The 14332-nt window shown below is 31.5% G+C and carries 18 protein-coding genes; 3 read left to right on the top strand and 15 right to left on the bottom strand.

Going from position 1 to position 14332, the window contains the following annotated elements:
- Positions 1-13 precede the first annotated feature (13 nt).
- Positions 14-688, top strand: a complete 675-nt coding sequence (locus tag LG649_RS02465; protein ID WP_226540517.1) for a hypothetical protein — start codon at positions 14-16, stop codon at positions 686-688.
- Positions 689-764: 76 nt separating this feature from the next.
- On the opposite strand, the gene leuB is transcribed toward LG649_RS02465, so the two are convergent.
- The 6 genes from leuB to LG649_RS02435 form a co-directional block, all read right to left on the bottom strand.
- The gene (leuB, locus tag LG649_RS02460; protein WP_044631939.1) at positions 765-1820 is read right to left on the bottom strand and encodes a 3-isopropylmalate dehydrogenase; all 1056 of its coding nucleotides are present in this window, start codon (positions 1818-1820) and stop codon (positions 765-767) included.
- 170 nt (positions 1821-1990) lie between these two features.
- Complete coding sequence (locus LG649_RS02455) at positions 1991-3511, bottom strand: alpha-isopropylmalate synthase regulatory domain-containing protein (protein WP_226540516.1); 1521 nt, start codon at positions 3509-3511, stop codon at positions 1991-1993.
- Positions 3512-3605: 94 nt separating this feature from the next.
- The gene (gene leuD, locus LG649_RS02450) at positions 3606-4205 is read right to left on the bottom strand and encodes a 3-isopropylmalate dehydratase small subunit (RefSeq protein WP_226541091.1); all 600 of its coding nucleotides are present in this window, start codon (positions 4203-4205) and stop codon (positions 3606-3608) included.
- Between the two features lie 95 nt (positions 4206-4300).
- Positions 4301-5707: a 3-isopropylmalate dehydratase large subunit gene (leuC, locus tag LG649_RS02445; protein ID WP_226540515.1), complete on the bottom strand. Its 1407-nt coding sequence runs from the start codon at positions 5705-5707 to the stop codon at positions 4301-4303.
- 197 nt (positions 5708-5904) lie between these two features.
- Positions 5905-6297, bottom strand: coding sequence for an acyl-CoA thioesterase (locus tag LG649_RS02440; protein WP_226540513.1), 393 nt, complete (start codon positions 6295-6297; stop codon positions 5905-5907).
- Positions 6298-6308: 11 nt separating this feature from the next.
- Positions 6309-7202 (bottom strand): DUF72 domain-containing protein, encoded by an 894-nt coding sequence (locus LG649_RS02435; RefSeq protein ID WP_226540511.1) that lies wholly within the window; start codon positions 7200-7202, stop codon positions 6309-6311.
- Positions 7203-7320: 118 nt separating this feature from the next.
- On the opposite strand from LG649_RS02435, the gene LG649_RS02430 reads away from it, so the two are divergent.
- Complete coding sequence (locus LG649_RS02430) at positions 7321-7737, top strand: glyoxalase (RefSeq protein ID WP_226540509.1); 417 nt, start codon at positions 7321-7323, stop codon at positions 7735-7737.
- On the opposite strand, the gene LG649_RS02425 is transcribed toward LG649_RS02430, so the two are convergent.
- From LG649_RS02425 to LG649_RS02400, 6 genes are all read right to left on the bottom strand, one after another.
- Positions 7734-8417 carry a DUF2461 domain-containing protein gene (locus LG649_RS02425; protein WP_226540508.1) on the bottom strand — a complete coding sequence of 228 codons (684 nt, stop codon included), beginning with the start codon at positions 8415-8417 and terminating at the stop codon, positions 7734-7736. The two genes, LG649_RS02430 and LG649_RS02425, sit on opposite strands and share 4 nt — an antisense overlap.
- A 71-nt stretch (positions 8418-8488) precedes the next feature.
- On the bottom strand, positions 8489-9046 hold the full coding sequence (locus LG649_RS02420) for a hypothetical protein (protein WP_226540507.1): 558 nt from the start codon (positions 9044-9046) through the stop codon (positions 8489-8491).
- A gap of 24 nt (positions 9047-9070) precedes the next feature.
- Complete coding sequence (locus tag LG649_RS02415) at positions 9071-9268, bottom strand: hypothetical protein (RefSeq protein ID WP_226540506.1); 198 nt, start codon at positions 9266-9268, stop codon at positions 9071-9073.
- A gap of 59 nt (positions 9269-9327) precedes the next feature.
- Positions 9328-9489 (bottom strand): DUF1328 domain-containing protein, encoded by a 162-nt coding sequence (locus tag LG649_RS02410; protein WP_082050846.1) that lies wholly within the window; start codon positions 9487-9489, stop codon positions 9328-9330.
- Between the two features lie 217 nt (positions 9490-9706).
- Complete coding sequence (locus tag LG649_RS02405) at positions 9707-10609, bottom strand: mechanosensitive ion channel family protein (RefSeq protein WP_044631930.1); 903 nt, start codon at positions 10607-10609, stop codon at positions 9707-9709.
- Between the two features lie 48 nt (positions 10610-10657).
- Positions 10658-11164: a Dps family protein gene (locus LG649_RS02400; protein WP_226540505.1), complete on the bottom strand. Its 507-nt coding sequence runs from the start codon at positions 11162-11164 to the stop codon at positions 10658-10660.
- A gap of 279 nt (positions 11165-11443) precedes the next feature.
- Between LG649_RS02400 and LG649_RS02395 the strand changes: the two genes are divergently transcribed.
- Positions 11444-11989 (top strand): dual specificity protein phosphatase family protein, encoded by a 546-nt coding sequence (locus LG649_RS02395; RefSeq protein WP_226540504.1) that lies wholly within the window; start codon positions 11444-11446, stop codon positions 11987-11989.
- Positions 11990-12049: 60 nt separating this feature from the next.
- On the opposite strand, the gene LG649_RS02390 is transcribed toward LG649_RS02395, so the two are convergent.
- The 3 genes from LG649_RS02390 to hisF all read right to left on the bottom strand — a co-directional run bounded on the left by LG649_RS02390 (position 12050) and on the right by hisF (position 14263).
- Positions 12050-12838 (bottom strand): tRNA pseudouridine synthase A, encoded by a 789-nt coding sequence (locus LG649_RS02390; RefSeq protein ID WP_226540500.1) that lies wholly within the window; start codon positions 12836-12838, stop codon positions 12050-12052.
- Positions 12839-13432 carry a bifunctional phosphoribosyl-AMP cyclohydrolase/phosphoribosyl-ATP diphosphatase HisIE gene (gene hisIE, locus LG649_RS02385; protein WP_226540499.1) on the bottom strand — a complete coding sequence of 198 codons (594 nt, stop codon included), beginning with the start codon at positions 13430-13432 and terminating at the stop codon, positions 12839-12841.
- 75 nt (positions 13433-13507) lie between these two features.
- A complete protein-coding gene (hisF, locus tag LG649_RS02380) occupies positions 13508-14263 on the bottom strand; it encodes an imidazole glycerol phosphate synthase subunit HisF (RefSeq protein ID WP_226540498.1) in 756 nt (251 codons plus the stop codon).
- Positions 14264-14332 lie beyond the last annotated feature (69 nt).

Genomic DNA, 14332 nt, shown 5'->3' with positions numbered 1-14332 from the left:
GATAATAAATTTAATGATATTTAAAAGTAACTTTAAAACTATCTCAACAGTTTTAATTTCTTTCTTTTTGATGCACCAAGGGTTTTCTCAAGACTACGATATTCTTTTTTTTGATAAAGTTAAGAATCAATCTATTGTAAATAAAGAAGGTAAATCTCCATATGTATATGAATTGGTAAGAGAGAAATTCATTATTCCTGAGAAAGATAAATATGCTAAACGTTTAACAACATTTTATAAAAAAGCAATATCATATAAAAATCAAGCTGAGGCAGATAGTATAAAAATTGCAGAATTTAAGCAAGCATCTCAACCCATTATAGGATTAGATGAAAACGAAGTAAATTATAGATTAAAAGTTTGTAGAAGAACCCTAAAGCGAGTCAAAAAATATGAGTATGTTAAGGTTATTGAGGATGACTTTTATTACAAGTTAAAAATTAGTAGAAGTATTTTTAAACCTGAAAATGTAATTGTAGGTAAGTTTAAAGTTTTGGGTTTGTTTTATGTTGCAAAAGGTGTTAACGGTTTAACAGAGAGTAATTTAATTTCTGTAGAAGAGGCTAAAGATAACAACTTAACAAAAGACGACTTTTTATTTAATAGTCAATTTTATGTAATTCAAAATTTAGAAAATAATTTGTACTTTATGGTAGCAACAGATTTCATAAAAAAGTTTCCTGTTTAATATATAAATATTTTTAAAAAAATAAACCTGATAACTTAAGTTATCAGGTTGTATAAATTAAATAGACGGTTTAAACTTATATATTTTTAGCTAACCAATCTCCTACTTCAGTAGTTCCGTAAGCTTTACCACCCTCAGCTAAATCTTCAGTAACAATACCTTCAGCTAAAGCTTTATTTACAGCCTCACGAATAACTTTACCTTCTTCTGCTAAACCAAAGTTTTCAAACATCATAGCTGCAGATAATACCGTAGCCATTGGGTTTGCAATATTTTTTCCAGTAGCTTGTGGGTACGAACCGTGAATTGGCTCGAATAAAGAAATACTAGTACCTAATGATGCCGATGGCATTAACCCCATAGATCCAGAAATTACAGAAGCTTCATCAGTTAAAACATCACCAAATAAGTTTTCAGTAATTAATACATCATAATCTTTTGGCCATTGTACCAAACGCATAGCAACGGCATCAACAAACTCATAGCTTACCTCTACCTCTGGGTAATCTTTTTCCATACCTTGCACAGTCTCTCTCCATAAACGCGATGTTTCCATAACGTTTGCTTTATCTACACAACATAATTTTTTCGAGCGTTGCATAGCTGCTTCAAAACCTTTTTTAGCCAAACGTGTAACCTCTTCTTTGGTGTACATGTTAGTATCATAAGCCGTGTTACCATCGTCTTTTCTGCCTTTTTCACCAAAATAAACACCAGAAGTTAACTCACGGAAAAATACTAAATCAGTACCTTCAATGCGTTCCTTTTTTAATGGAGATTTATCTAATAACGACGGGAAAACAAATGTAGGACGCACATTAGCAAATAAACCTAATTTTTTACGCATTTTAAGTAAACCTTGCTCAGGGCGAACCTTTGCAGTTGGGTCATTATCAAATTTTGGATGACCAATAGCTCCAAATAAAACCGCATCAGAAGATGCACAAATTTCGTGAGTTTCATCTGGATAAGGTTCACCAACAGCATCAATAGCCGCTGCTCCTGTTAAAGCAGGTTTCCATGTAATTTCATGACCAAATTTAGCAGCGACAGCATCACTTACTTTAACGGCTTGGTCTATAACCTCTGGTCCTATACCGTCTCCGGCTAAAAGGGCTATGTTTAATTTCATTTTAGTTGTTTTATCTAAATTATTAAATTTTATTCATTTTGGGCGTTACCCACAAGGGGTCGGGCTTTACACTATATCTTTTTTTAATCTTACCCTTCGACTACGCTCGGGAAGCCAAAAAAAAGGATGCCGTTTCAATCCCTAACGCACTGTATTACTACAATAAACATTTAGTTAGTAATAATATTCAGCATTTTTTCGGTAGCAATAATTGCCGACACTGTTTGGTCGGAATCTAAACCTCGAGTTTTAAACTCTTTGGTGTCAGATTTCCAGGTTATTATAGTTTCACACAAAGCATCAGAATTACTACCAGGCGGAATACGTACAGCATAATCTATTAATGCCGGTAAAATCATTTTCTTTTTCTTAAAAATTTTCCGCAAGGCATTCATGAAGGCATCAAATTGTCCGTCACCTTGCGAATTCTCTTCAAATGTTTCTTCTTCAATGGTTATAGAAACTGTAGTTGAAGGATTTAAACCTTTTGCATGAGTTAATACATATGAATTTACAGTTACTTTCTCATCATAAGTTCTATCTAAAACATCCGAAATAATATAGGGTAAATCTTCTTTAGTTACCACTTGCTTTTTATCGCCTAACTCAATAATTCGTTGGGTTACTTTCTTTAAGTCATCATCATTTAACTGAAGCCCTAATTCTTGTAAGTTTTTTTGAATATTAGCCTTTCCAGACGATTTTCCCAATGCATATTGGCGTTTTCTACCAAAGCGTTCTGGCATTAAATCGCTAAAATACAAGTTGTTTTTATTGTCGCCATCAGCATGAATACCAGCTGTTTGTGTAAATACATTAGCACCAACAATAGGTTTGTTTGCTGGAATTAAAATACCAGAAAAATTCTCTACCAGCTTACTAACTGTATAAAGGGCTTTTTCGTTAGCATTAATGGTAACATTGGGTAAGTAATCGTTAATAACAGCAATAGTACTTGCCATTGGTGCATTACCAGCACGTTCGCCCATGCCGTTTATGGTTAAATGCAAACCATCGGCTCCAGCTTTTATACCTTCAATAGCATTCGAAACACCTAAATCGTAATCGTTGTGTGTATGAAAATCGAAATGCGTATTTGGGTATTTATCTTTTATTTCTTTGATAAATTCAAAAGATTCCGAAGGCGTTAATACACCTAAGGTATCTGGTAACATAATACGTTTTACCGGTTGTGATGCTAAAAATTCCAAAAATTCAAAAACATATTCTTTAGAATTTCGCATGCCATTACTCCAATCTTCTAAATAAATATTGGTTTCAATATCTTTACTTTGCGCCAAAGAAATATTTTCCTTAATATCTGCAAAGTGTTGATTAGGAGTTTTTTTAAGCTGGTAAGTTAAATGATTAAGCGAGCCTTTTGTTAGTAAGTTTTGTACCTTAGCACCTGCTTCAATCATCCAATTGATAGAAACCCCATTATCAACAAAAGTAAGTACTTCAACCTTGTTTAAATAATTATTTTCTTTAGTCCAATGGGTAATATTTTTTACCGCTTGAAATTCGCCTTCAGAAACACGTGCTGAAGCAATTTCTATACGATCTACTTTTAATTCTTCTAAAAGTAACTTAGCTATCGTTAACTTCTCTGAAGCAGAAAACGACACACCGGAGGTTTGCTCACCATCGCGAAGTGTCGTATCCATTATTTCTATATGTTTCTTACTCATTGAAGATTTTGATCAATTTATTATAATTCTGAATTTTCAGAATCCTTTTTAAATATTATGTAAACCCAAAATAATTTAGGTCATCTAATAATTATTAAAAAGGTCTTGTTTCACCAAAAGAAGCTACTTCTTCTTTCATGTTTTGTAAATAATCAATATCATCAAAACCATTTAACATATTACCTTTTTTGTAACCATTAATATCAAAAGATTCTGATTCTCCTGTAGATACAAGTGTTACGGTTTGGTTAGGTAAATCTACTTTAATTTCAGTTTTTGGATCTGCTTCAATAGCATCAAACAATTTTTGAGCAAAAACAGCAGATACTTGTACTGGTAATACACCAACGTTTAAACAGTTATTTCTAAAAATATCTGCAAAAAACGACGATATTACACAACGTAACCCAAAATCGTAAACAGACCAAGCAGCGTGCTCTCTAGACGAACCAGAACCAAAGTTTTTACCTCCAACTAATATTTTAGAACCTGTATATTTTGCATCGTTTAATGGAAAATCTGCAATTGGGTTTCCTTCGGAATCATATCTCCAATCACGGAAAAAGTTATCTCCAAAGCCCTTGCGCTCTGTTGCTTTTAAAAAACGTGCAGGAATAATTTGATCTGTATCTACGTTTTCTATTGGTAATGGATATGCTGTGCTTGTTAAAACTTCAAATTTATCGTAAGCCATAATATTTTTACTTTTGGCCATTAGCTTTTAGCTGTTGGCAAATGTTATTTTTTTTTCGATTTATATAGTTAAACACTACAAAGCGAAGTCTGATTTTAGACTAATTCTTTCATTAATGTTCTTGGGTCTGTTACCACACCTTCAACAGCTGTTGCTGCTGCAACTAATGGTGACGCTAATAACGTTCTTGATCCAGGACCTTGTCGACCTTCAAAATTACGGTTAGATGTTGAAACCGCTAATTTTCCAGCAGGAACTTTATCATCGTTCATTGCTAAACAGGCAGAACAACCAGGTTCTCTTAAAACAAAACCGGCTTCGGTTAATATTTTATCTAAACCTTCTTCCTTAATTTGATCTACAACTTTATGCGATCCAGGAACTAACCAAGCTGTAATGTTTGGCGCTTTTTGCTTCCCTTCAACAATAGAACAAAATGCTCTAAAATCTTCTATACGTCCGTTTGTACATGATCCTAAGAAAACGTAATCAACTGTTTTACCAATCATGTCATCACCTTCGTTAAAATTCATGTAGCCTAAAGACTTTTTGTAAGTTGCTACACCACCTTCAACATTTTCTGCTAAAGGAATTGAATTTGTTACTCCCATTCCCATTCCTGGGTTGGTTCCGTAAGTAATCATTGGTTCAATATCTGCTGCGTCGTAAGTAAATTCAGTATCAAATTCAGCATCTTCTTCGGTATATAATGTTTCCCAATATGCCATGGCTTTATCCCAATCGGCTCCTTTTGGGGCATGTTTTCTTCCTTTTATATATTCAAATGTTTTTTCGTCTGGAGCAATCATACCACCACGTGCACCCATCTCGATAGATAAGTTACAAACCGTCATACGACCTTCCATAGACATGTTTTCAAAAACATCTCCGGCATATTCTACAAAATACCCTGTAGCACCAGAAGTTGTTTGTTTTGAAATTATGTAAAGTGCCACATCTTTAGGAGTTACACCAAAGCCTAACTTACCATTTACGTTAATACGCATTTTTTTAGGTTTTGGTTGCATAATACATTGCGTAGACAATACCATTTCTACTTCCGATGTACCAATACCAAATGCAATTGCACCAAAAGCACCGTGAGTTGATGTATGTGAATCTCCACAAACAATAGTTGCCCCAGGTAAGGTAATACCATTTTCAGGGCCAACAATATGAACAATACCATTATTTCTGTGGCCTAAACCCCAGTGAGAAATACCATATTCAGCAGCATTATTAGCTAATGCTTCTAATTGGTTTGCCGATAATGGATCGGCTACTGGTAAATGTTGATTCCAAGTTGGTGTGTTATGATCTGCAGTTGCAAATGTTTTTTCAGGGTACATAACATTTATACCTCTGTTTTTTAAACCAACAAAAGCAACAGGACTTGTAACTTCATGAATAAAATGACGATCGATAAAAAACACATCTGGACCATCTTCTATTTTTCTAACAACATGGGAATCCCACACTTTGTCAAACAACGTTTTGCTCATTATAATTTGATTTTTCTTATACGTTAAAATTGAATCTTTTTTAGAAAAAAACTTTCAAAAAAAGGTGGACAAATTTAGGCTTTATTAAACTTATTTGAAACTTTAGAAGGATTAGTTATTTAATTTTTATAATATTTCTAATAGAAAGTATATAAACTGCTTTTTTTTCAATAGAATACAAGAATTGGTTATAATTTTTAATCGTTATTTAATCGATCTGCAACGTATTCAATTTCTGTTTTACCATGAGGCAAGGCTTTTCCGTCTTGACCAAGGTTAACCATAACTATATTTGATATGGTAATAATTGTTTCACGCGTCATTTTATTACGTACTTCGCAACTTAGTGTTATTGATGCTTTACCAAATTTTACAACATCGATACCAATTTCAACTATATCGCCTTGTTTTGCCGATGCTTTAAAATCGATTTCACTTATATATTTTGTTACTACTTTTCTGTTTTCTAATTGAATAATGGTATATAATGCAGCTTCCTCATCGATCCATTCAAGTAAACGACCACCAAATAAAGTTCCGTTTGCATTTAAATCTTCTGGTTTTATCCATTTTCTGGTATGAAATCTCATAATTTTAATTTTTAAAATAGGTTTTGTTGTATGTGTTGTTCTTCATTAGGTATTTTTAAATTATACCCAAGTTCAGAATTTAATTTTTTTATAAAATACGCTGATAATAAAGGTGATTCTTTTTCTAGATTTTGATGCACAAAAAAATCAATTTCTTTTATGCCTTGTTCGCTCCAAAGTTTAATTCGTTCTACCCAATCATTTAAACGGCTATAATCGCTTTCATGATTTGCACCAACGTAACGTACAAATGCTGTGGCATTAGTAAGCCTCATGTGCATTAAATCGCGCCTTCCAGCGGTATCAACAATTATATTACTAATGTTGTTTTCTTCTAAAAGTGTGTAAAGATCTTTTGCTACAACAGCATCATTATACCAATTGGTATGCCTAAACTCCATTGCTAAGGGTATTTGTTTGGGCCAATTTTCGGCGAAAGCCACTACTCTATCAAAATCTTTTGGGGCAAAATTATTATGCATTTGCAAGAAAATAGTGCCTAATTTTTCTTTTAAATTAGATGCGTTGTATAAGTAATGTTCAACAACGGCTTTAGTATCGTTTAACCGTTTCCAATGGCTAATTTCTTGATTTAATTTGGGGAAAAATTTAAAATCTTTTGGTGTTTTTTTATACCAGTTTTCAAACTGTTCTGCGGGAAATATTCTGTAAAATGTTGCATTTAGCTCAATGGCATTAAACTGAGAGGAATAATATTGAAGCTCATCTTTAGTACCACGAGGATAAAATCCTTTTAAATCGGCTCTATTCCATTTTGCACAACCCACGTAAATTTTAGGTTTAGTATTAGTTGAGTAAGAATTTAATAATTTTTTAGTTTCTGGATGATCTTTAGGTAATGTAAAATCAATAATTTTAGGGTTTTTAACACTGCCAAACTTCATTTTTAATTTTTATATAAAGGTACAAAATTGCGTATTGTTGATAAGCCCGTTAATAATTAAAATTATTATAATTAATAAACGTTTAAATATTGTATAATTTTAATGAAAACTTCGCAATATGAGCAATCGAGATTTAGATTTAAAGAAAATTAGACCAGCTATTAAAACGTTAACTATAAACGAAAATATGAGCGGTGATGAGTATTTTCAAAATGCTGTTTTACGCCCTGTAATTAAATTGCAAAATGATTTATTTATAGAGGTTTTTAGAAATTATATTGCTAAACATAAATATGTTTTTTATGATTTATCTTTGGATAAGCGGACAACCTACATTGAAAACGCTATACAAAAGGATATGAAATTTAGAAATTCTTTAAAAGGTATGGTAATTGGGCAGTTTACCACAGATGAGTATTTGCTTTACATTAAAAACTCGTCTGCTTTAAACAAACGTATGATGAATATTGTAAAAGAGCGTTTGCTTAGTAATATTCAATTATTTGTTAAGCCTGAGTATTTAACTGCGGTTTAATCTATTAAAGACACACCATTTAAATCGGTGGTAAGTACATCGCTCATGTAATTAAAAAATGGGCGTATAGCTTTAAACGACGCGTTAACATCATCTAAAAAATTAGGAGACAATACTTCTTTGTCTGTATATTTTTTAGTAAAAATGTACTGTTTTTTCTTAATAAAATCTATAGCTTGATGATCTTTACTAAAACCTTTTGGTGCGGTTTTTAATTCGTCGCCTTCAAAAGAGTTTCCCCAAATAGAGTTAAATTTTGGGTTAGATAGAATGTCTTTAATTTCTGTGGTATCCATTTCAAATTCTTTTCTTATCCGTAGTAAATCCTCTTTTTCGGGTTGCCAAAACCCTGTTGCTATAAAACTTTCATTATTTGGCTGGATGTGCAAATAGTAGCCACCTCTTAGTCTTGGTTTTGTTCGGTGAAACGAACCTCCAAAATGTGTTTTGTAAGGTTGTTTATTTTTAGAAAAGCGAACATCTCGGTAAATTCTGAAGATTTTTAATTTATCAATATCATCATGAGTGTTTAATTTTTCTAGAACTAAATTATAGAATTGTTTAACTTCATCTTGAATAGTTTTAAACTCAGGTTTATTTTCGTTAAACCAATCGCGATTATTATTTTGTTCTAAAGCTTTTAAAAATGTAAAAACGGACTTAGATAGTGTAGCACTCATTAAAAAATATTTTTTTAAAAATACAAAAGCCCTAATTAATTAGGGCTTTTAAAATGTTATTTATTTAGAAATTATAAACTAGGTTCTGCCATTTTATAAGATTTAGTTACAATTTCATCTTTATTTTTATCGTAATATTCGATAGTGAAATCGCCATTTTCATTAAAATAACCAATTCCTGCATAGTTTTTATGATCTACCAGATAATTGCCGTTTTGAGTATTGTAAGCAGAACCAGTTTTTACAAATTTATTTTCTTCTTTACTAAAAGCAATATCGAAACCTCTGTCATGTGGCTTAAACAAATATTGTTTATCTCCTAATTTGTAAAATGTACTTTTGGTTAACAACTCGTAATTGTTATCTCCATTATTATCTACCATAACCATTTTTTCAACTTTTGATACGCTATTTACGCGTTCTTGGTTTACTTTATTTTTATCAGTTTCTGCCAATTCTACATTGGCTGTTTCTCTGGTTATTACTTTTACTTTCTTTTCGATAATTTCACTGCCATTATTTACTTTAACAGTTTCAATTTCTACTTCTTCTTTAGCTTCTTCTTTATTTGTTTGAGAAAAAGCACTTGTGCACAATAAAAAGGCACTTATATATATTAAATTTCTCATTTTTGTTAAATTTTAAAGCTATTATTATTTCATTTCATCTTCAATGTCGTCTGCAGTATCTTCTACTTCATCAGAGACATCATCTGCTGCATCTTCAATTTCATCTCCAGCATCTTCCATGGTTTCCTCGATTTTTTCTCCTGTAGATTTTTCTTCTCTACAACCAATAAATGCGGTTGATATTGTAAATAATATAGCTAAGGTTAAAATTACTTTTTTCATGATTGTTGTTTTTAAAGTTGTATTGATATAATTTTTAATTAAAAAGGTTTTAGATTTAATTATCTTTTTACTAAACCTTTTAAAAGTGATAATACAAACAGTACTATAAAAATGAAGAATAGAATTTTAGCAATTCCTGCAGATGCTCCTGCGATTCCTCCAAAGCCTAAAACTCCGGCTATTAATGCGATTATTACAAATGTGATTGTCCAACGTAACATAATTTTTATTTTTAATAAGTGAATAATTTAAAACTGAAACTTTTTCAGTTTTACTCTAAATATATTTTAGAGATTTTAAAGTGTAATAGCTATTAATTGTTTCTATTTAAGAATCAATTGTTTACTATAAATACGAGGCTAAAATGCTTAGTAGATTTTTTGTTAACATAGTTTATGATCGTTTCATAAACTATGTTAATTTTTTACAATTTTTCTATTAATTATTAGAATATTGATTATCTAAAATAGCCTCATCAAAAGATAACTTGTTATTAAATTCAAGTGTTCTTATAGGGAATGGGATATTGATTCCAGCTTTATCATAAGCTTTCTTAATTTCTATTATTGCTTTTGTTTTAACTCGTTTTTTCTCCAGTAAATCGCTTGTATTTATCCAGAATCTGCATAAATAGTTTATAGAACTATCTCCAAATTCGGTATAATAAAATTCTACATCTTCTGCCGATTTTACATCAGAAAAAGCATTTGCTATTGTTTTTTGAGTTAAATCTTTAACCTGTTCTAAATCCGATTCGTAACCAACACCACAATTAATAAACACACGCATTTTATTGGCTAACGAATAATTTTTTAAAGGATTTTCAAGAATTGTTTTGTTAGGGATAATTACAATATGATTATCGGCTTCTTTTAAAACAAACTCTTTTAAATTAACATCAATAACCTCTCCGGAATATCCGCTAGTTTCAACCCAATTACCAATTTGTATGCGTTTTCTAAACGATATTACAATACCAGCAAATGTGTTAGATAATGTGCCTTGTAAAGCTAAACCAATAGCTAAACCAGCAACCCCAGCACCAGCCAATAACGAGGTTAACATTTTACTTAGGTTTAATATACCTAATGATAAAAACAAACCTGCCATTACTATTACTACTGCAGATATTTTTGCAATCATGTTGGCAATAGATTGTTGCTTTACTTTGTGGCTTACCAGTTTTAATACTAACTTTTTAATATAAGTTGCAATAAAATATGAAGCTACCATTACAACAATGGCTAATATTAAATTAGGTATATTTTGAATTACAGCATTTAACCAACCTTGTAATTTGGTAATTAAATTATTAAATGCTTCTGTTATGGTACTTTCCATTATTTTTAATTTTTAAAATATTAATACTCTTTTTAATTTAAGTATTAATTATTGTACTTCAGCAACTCTAGTTTTTAAGGCATCGGATGTGTTTTTGCTCCAAGCATCTAGCATCCAACTTGCTTTTTCTAGTTCGCGAATGTAAGCTCCAATTAAATCTATAGTACCTTCATCATTCACGCCTTCTGCAACTTCAATAACTTTTCCCATTTGTTTTAAAATTAACTTATGGTCGTTTATGGTTTCTGTAACCATATCCATGTCTGATTTTATTGGTGCAGCTTCAGCTATAGATGATACTCTTAAGTAATCGCTAAATTTACTCATTGGGTGGTATCGTAAAGTTAAAATACGTTCTGCAATTTCATCAATTTTAACCCTGGCATCGGTGTATAATTCTTCAAATTGTACGTGTAAATCAAAGAAGTTTTTACCTAAAATGTTCCAGTGATTACTGCGTAATTTTTGGTAATAAATGTGGTAATCTGCTAGCAGAATATTTAGTTCTACAACAACAGTTAATAATTCTTCATCTTTCATATTCAAATAACTCATAATATTTCTGTTTTTTTGTGTTCAACTGTTATCAAACTAAGGCAAATAGCAATTTTGTCAAGTCTTTTAACAGGGTTTAACGGCATTAAGTTTTAATTAACTTAAATTATGTTAATAAAAATTTGAGTTGTTAATTAATTTAAGAAGAAGTAGTTAGGTTTTCAAAATTTGTAATTAGCATAATTTATAAAATCATACCTCTTTTATATATTTGATTTGTTGTTCAAATTACATTGAAATTTTACGCATTATATACCGTTAGTATTTAAAATGAATTAAATGAAGACATCTTATATATTTTTAATGATGATTTGCTGTTCTATAAACATAAACGCACAAATTATTGAAGCTACAAAACAAGAATCGAAAAACTTTAAACGCTTTTATAAAGTTTCTGAAGCTATTTATAGATCGGAACAACCTAGCAAAAAAGGATTTAAGGAAATTGAAGCGCTTGGAATAAAAACCATATTAAATTTTAGACGTAAATGGAGCGACGATAAAAAAACTAGGCACACTAAGTTACAATTAGAACATATTAAGTTAAAGTCTAAAGAAATGACTGAAGCTAAAGTTGTAAGCGTGCTTAAAATTATTGAAAAGGCTGAAAAACCTATATTAATTCATTGCTGGCACGGATCGGATAGAACCGGAATTATAATTGCTGCCTACAGAATTGTTTTTGAAAATTGGACCAAAGCTGATGCTATTGCCGAATTTAGAAGGCCAGAGTTTGGTTACCATGAAAAATGGTATCCTAATTTAATTGATATTTTAAATGATTTAAATGTTGATGAAATTCGCTCGGAATTAGGAATTAAATAAAAACGTCACTTTACGTGAATTTGTGAAGCTAAAGCGAAACAAATTTGTATCGAGAAGTAATTATAAAAAATCAACCTTATTTAAAATAAGCCCTGGAGCTGGGGCAATAAAATTCATTTTTACAGTGTTATCAGGCCTTAAGCTTGTTTTAATATCATCTAAAGTAAGTTTTCCTTTTCCTAAATCGAATAAAGTACCCATCATTAATCGTATTTGATTTCGCATAAAACCTTTACCTCGAACTCGTAAAATGTAGGTTTTATCAGGAAAATAATTGGCTGTGTAAATCGTGTTTTCAACCAATTCACAGGTTTCAATAATTCTAGTATAAATGCCTTTATCGGTTGGTTTGTAGCAATAAGCTTTAAGGTAATGCTCGCCTTCAAAAAGTTTTGCACCTTCTTTCATTATTTCAATGTTTAAATCATCTAAAATAGTCGTCATTATTGGTGCACAGAACGGATGACACTTTTTGCCGTATGTAAATAAATAAAGATATTCTTTAGATTTTGGATGATTTATAATATTGAATTTAGCATCAACTTCCTTAATAGCTAAAGCGCGAATATCTTGCGGAAGATTGTAATTAAACAGCTCTAAAAAAGCATCTAAATCTTCAATTTCATGCTGAAGAAATAACTCGAACGTTGCATTTTCGGCCGAAACCATGGCATCGGTTCTTCCCGATACTAAAGTTTTAAAATACTTGCCTTCAAGAATATAGTTTAAGGTTCTATCAACCATTAAATGCAAGGTTTTTACATTTGGTTGCTTTTGCCAACCATGAAACCTATACCCTAAATATTGGAAGTTTATTAAATAATAATACTTTTTTGGCTGAAATTGCATTTATTTATGTCTGCCTTTTAATTCTGCTTCAATATCCTTTAAAGTAAAGCCTTTGGCTTGAAGTAACATTAAGTAATGAAACAATAAATCGGCCGATTCGTATAAAAACAACTCATCATTATTATCCATAGCTTCAATAACCGTTTCTACAGCTTCTTCCCCAACTTTTTGAGCTACTTTATTAATGCCTTTTGAAAACAAACTCGCCACATACGATTTTGCGGTATCTTTATTAGCAACACGCTCTGCAATAATAGCTTCCAAGGTTGAAAAGAACCCGTAATTAGGTGTATTATCTTCGCCCCAACAATTCCCCGTTCCTTTATGGCAAGTTGGTCCTGCAGGATTTACTTGAATTAATAAGGAATCATTATCGCAATCGTTTTTAAGTTCAACCAAGTTTAAAAAGTTACCGCTCTCCTCGCCTTTTGTCCATAAACGTTGCTTACTTCGGCTAAAAAAAGTAACTTTTTTAGTTTCAATTGTTTTCTTATAAGCTTCTTCATTCATGTAACCCAACATCAATACGTTTTTTGTAGTAGCATCTTGAATAATTGCAGGAACTAAGCCGTTATTATCGTATTTTATTTCCATTGATTTTTTTATTAATCCTGAATATGTTTCAGGAACTTATTATTATGAGATACTGAAACAAGTTCAGCATGACATCTAAAGTCGAATCTCAATATTATGTTTTTTTAATTCTTTTTTTAATTCAGGGATAGGTATTTCACCAAAATGAAAAACACTAGCCGCTAGAGCAGCGTCAGATTTTCCTTCTTTAAATGTATCTACAAAATGCTGAACATTACCAGCACCACCAGATGCAATAATAGGGATATTTAAGGTATCAGACAATTGCGCTAAAGCTTCGTTTGCAAAACCAGCTTTTGTACCATCGTGATCCATTGATGTGAATAAAATTTCACCCGCACCGCGAGTTTCAACTTCTTTTGCCCATTCAAATAAATCGATATCTGTTGGAATAGTTCCACCAGCTAAATGCACTTTCCAATGTCCATCAACTTGTTTCGCATCAATAGCAACTACAACACATTGGCTACCAAATTTATTAGCTAATTCGTTTACTAAATCAGGTCTTTTTACTGCTGAGGAGTTGATAGAAACCTTATCGGCACCACATTTTAACAAAGCATCAACGTGTTCTACAGACGAAATGCCACCACCTACTGTAAAAGGGATATTAACTTGTTCGGCAACACGAGTTACCATATCTAAAGTTGTGCCTCGGTTTTCTAAAGTTGCTGCGATGTCTAAAAACACCAATTCGTCTGCACCTACTTCGGCATATTGCTTAGCGAGCTCTACAGGATCTCCGGCATCACGTAAATCGACAAAATTAACACCTTTTACGGTGCGTCCGTTTTTTATATCTAGACAGGGAACAATTCTTTTTGTTAGCATGCTTTTTAAATATGTCGTCAGTTCGAGTGATGCGATTTTATGAGCATTGTATCGAGAACTATAGCTTCT

Origin of the sequence: Neotamlana laminarinivorans, assembly GCF_020523925.1 — a bacterium.
GTDB classification, from domain to species: Bacteria; Bacteroidota; Bacteroidia; order Flavobacteriales; family Flavobacteriaceae; genus Neotamlana; species Neotamlana laminarinivorans.
Note: the sequence above shows the minus strand (reverse complement) of the source record. Positions and strands in the feature narration are given on the sequence as shown.

Bases quoted from the DNA above. Each gene is read 5' to 3' on its own strand.
- LG649_RS02465 (WP_226540517.1), top strand. From the start codon at position 14: ATGATATTTAAAAGTAACTTTAAAACTATCTCAACAGTTTTAATTTCT.
- leuB (WP_044631939.1), bottom strand. From the start codon at position 1,820: ATGAAATTAAACATAGCCCTTTTAGCCGGAGACGGTATAGGACCAGAG.
- LG649_RS02455 (WP_226540516.1), bottom strand. From the start codon at position 3,511: ATGAGTAAGAAACATATAGAAATAATGGATACGACACTTCGCGATGGT.
- leuD (WP_226541091.1), bottom strand. From the start codon at position 4,205: ATGGCTTACGATAAATTTGAAGTTTTAACAAGCACAGCATATCCATTA.
- leuC (WP_226540515.1), bottom strand. From the start codon at position 5,707: ATGAGCAAAACGTTGTTTGACAAAGTGTGGGATTCCCATGTTGTTAGA.
- LG649_RS02440 (WP_226540513.1), bottom strand. From the start codon at position 6,297: ATGAGATTTCATACCAGAAAATGGATAAAACCAGAAGATTTAAATGCA.
- LG649_RS02435 (WP_226540511.1), bottom strand. From the start codon at position 7,202: ATGAAGTTTGGCAGTGTTAAAAACCCTAAAATTATTGATTTTACATTA.
- LG649_RS02430 (WP_226540509.1), top strand. From the start codon at position 7,321: ATGAGCAATCGAGATTTAGATTTAAAGAAAATTAGACCAGCTATTAAA.
- LG649_RS02425 (WP_226540508.1), bottom strand. From the start codon at position 8,417: ATGAGTGCTACACTATCTAAGTCCGTTTTTACATTTTTAAAAGCTTTA.
- LG649_RS02420 (WP_226540507.1), bottom strand. From the start codon at position 9,046: ATGAGAAATTTAATATATATAAGTGCCTTTTTATTGTGCACAAGTGCT.
- LG649_RS02415 (WP_226540506.1), bottom strand. From the start codon at position 9,268: ATGAAAAAAGTAATTTTAACCTTAGCTATATTATTTACAATATCAACC.
- LG649_RS02410 (WP_082050846.1), bottom strand. From the start codon at position 9,489: ATGTTACGTTGGACAATCACATTTGTAATAATCGCATTAATAGCCGGA.
- LG649_RS02405 (WP_044631930.1), bottom strand. From the start codon at position 10,609: ATGGAAAGTACCATAACAGAAGCATTTAATAATTTAATTACCAAATTA.
- LG649_RS02400 (WP_226540505.1), bottom strand. From the start codon at position 11,164: ATGAGTTATTTGAATATGAAAGATGAAGAATTATTAACTGTTGTTGTA.
- LG649_RS02395 (WP_226540504.1), top strand. From the start codon at position 11,444: ATGAAGACATCTTATATATTTTTAATGATGATTTGCTGTTCTATAAAC.
- LG649_RS02390 (WP_226540500.1), bottom strand. From the start codon at position 12,838: ATGCAATTTCAGCCAAAAAAGTATTATTATTTAATAAACTTCCAATAT.
- hisIE (WP_226540499.1), bottom strand. From the start codon at position 13,432: ATGGAAATAAAATACGATAATAACGGCTTAGTTCCTGCAATTATTCAA.
- hisF (WP_226540498.1), bottom strand. From the start codon at position 14,263: ATGCTAACAAAAAGAATTGTTCCCTGTCTAGATATAAAAAACGGACGC.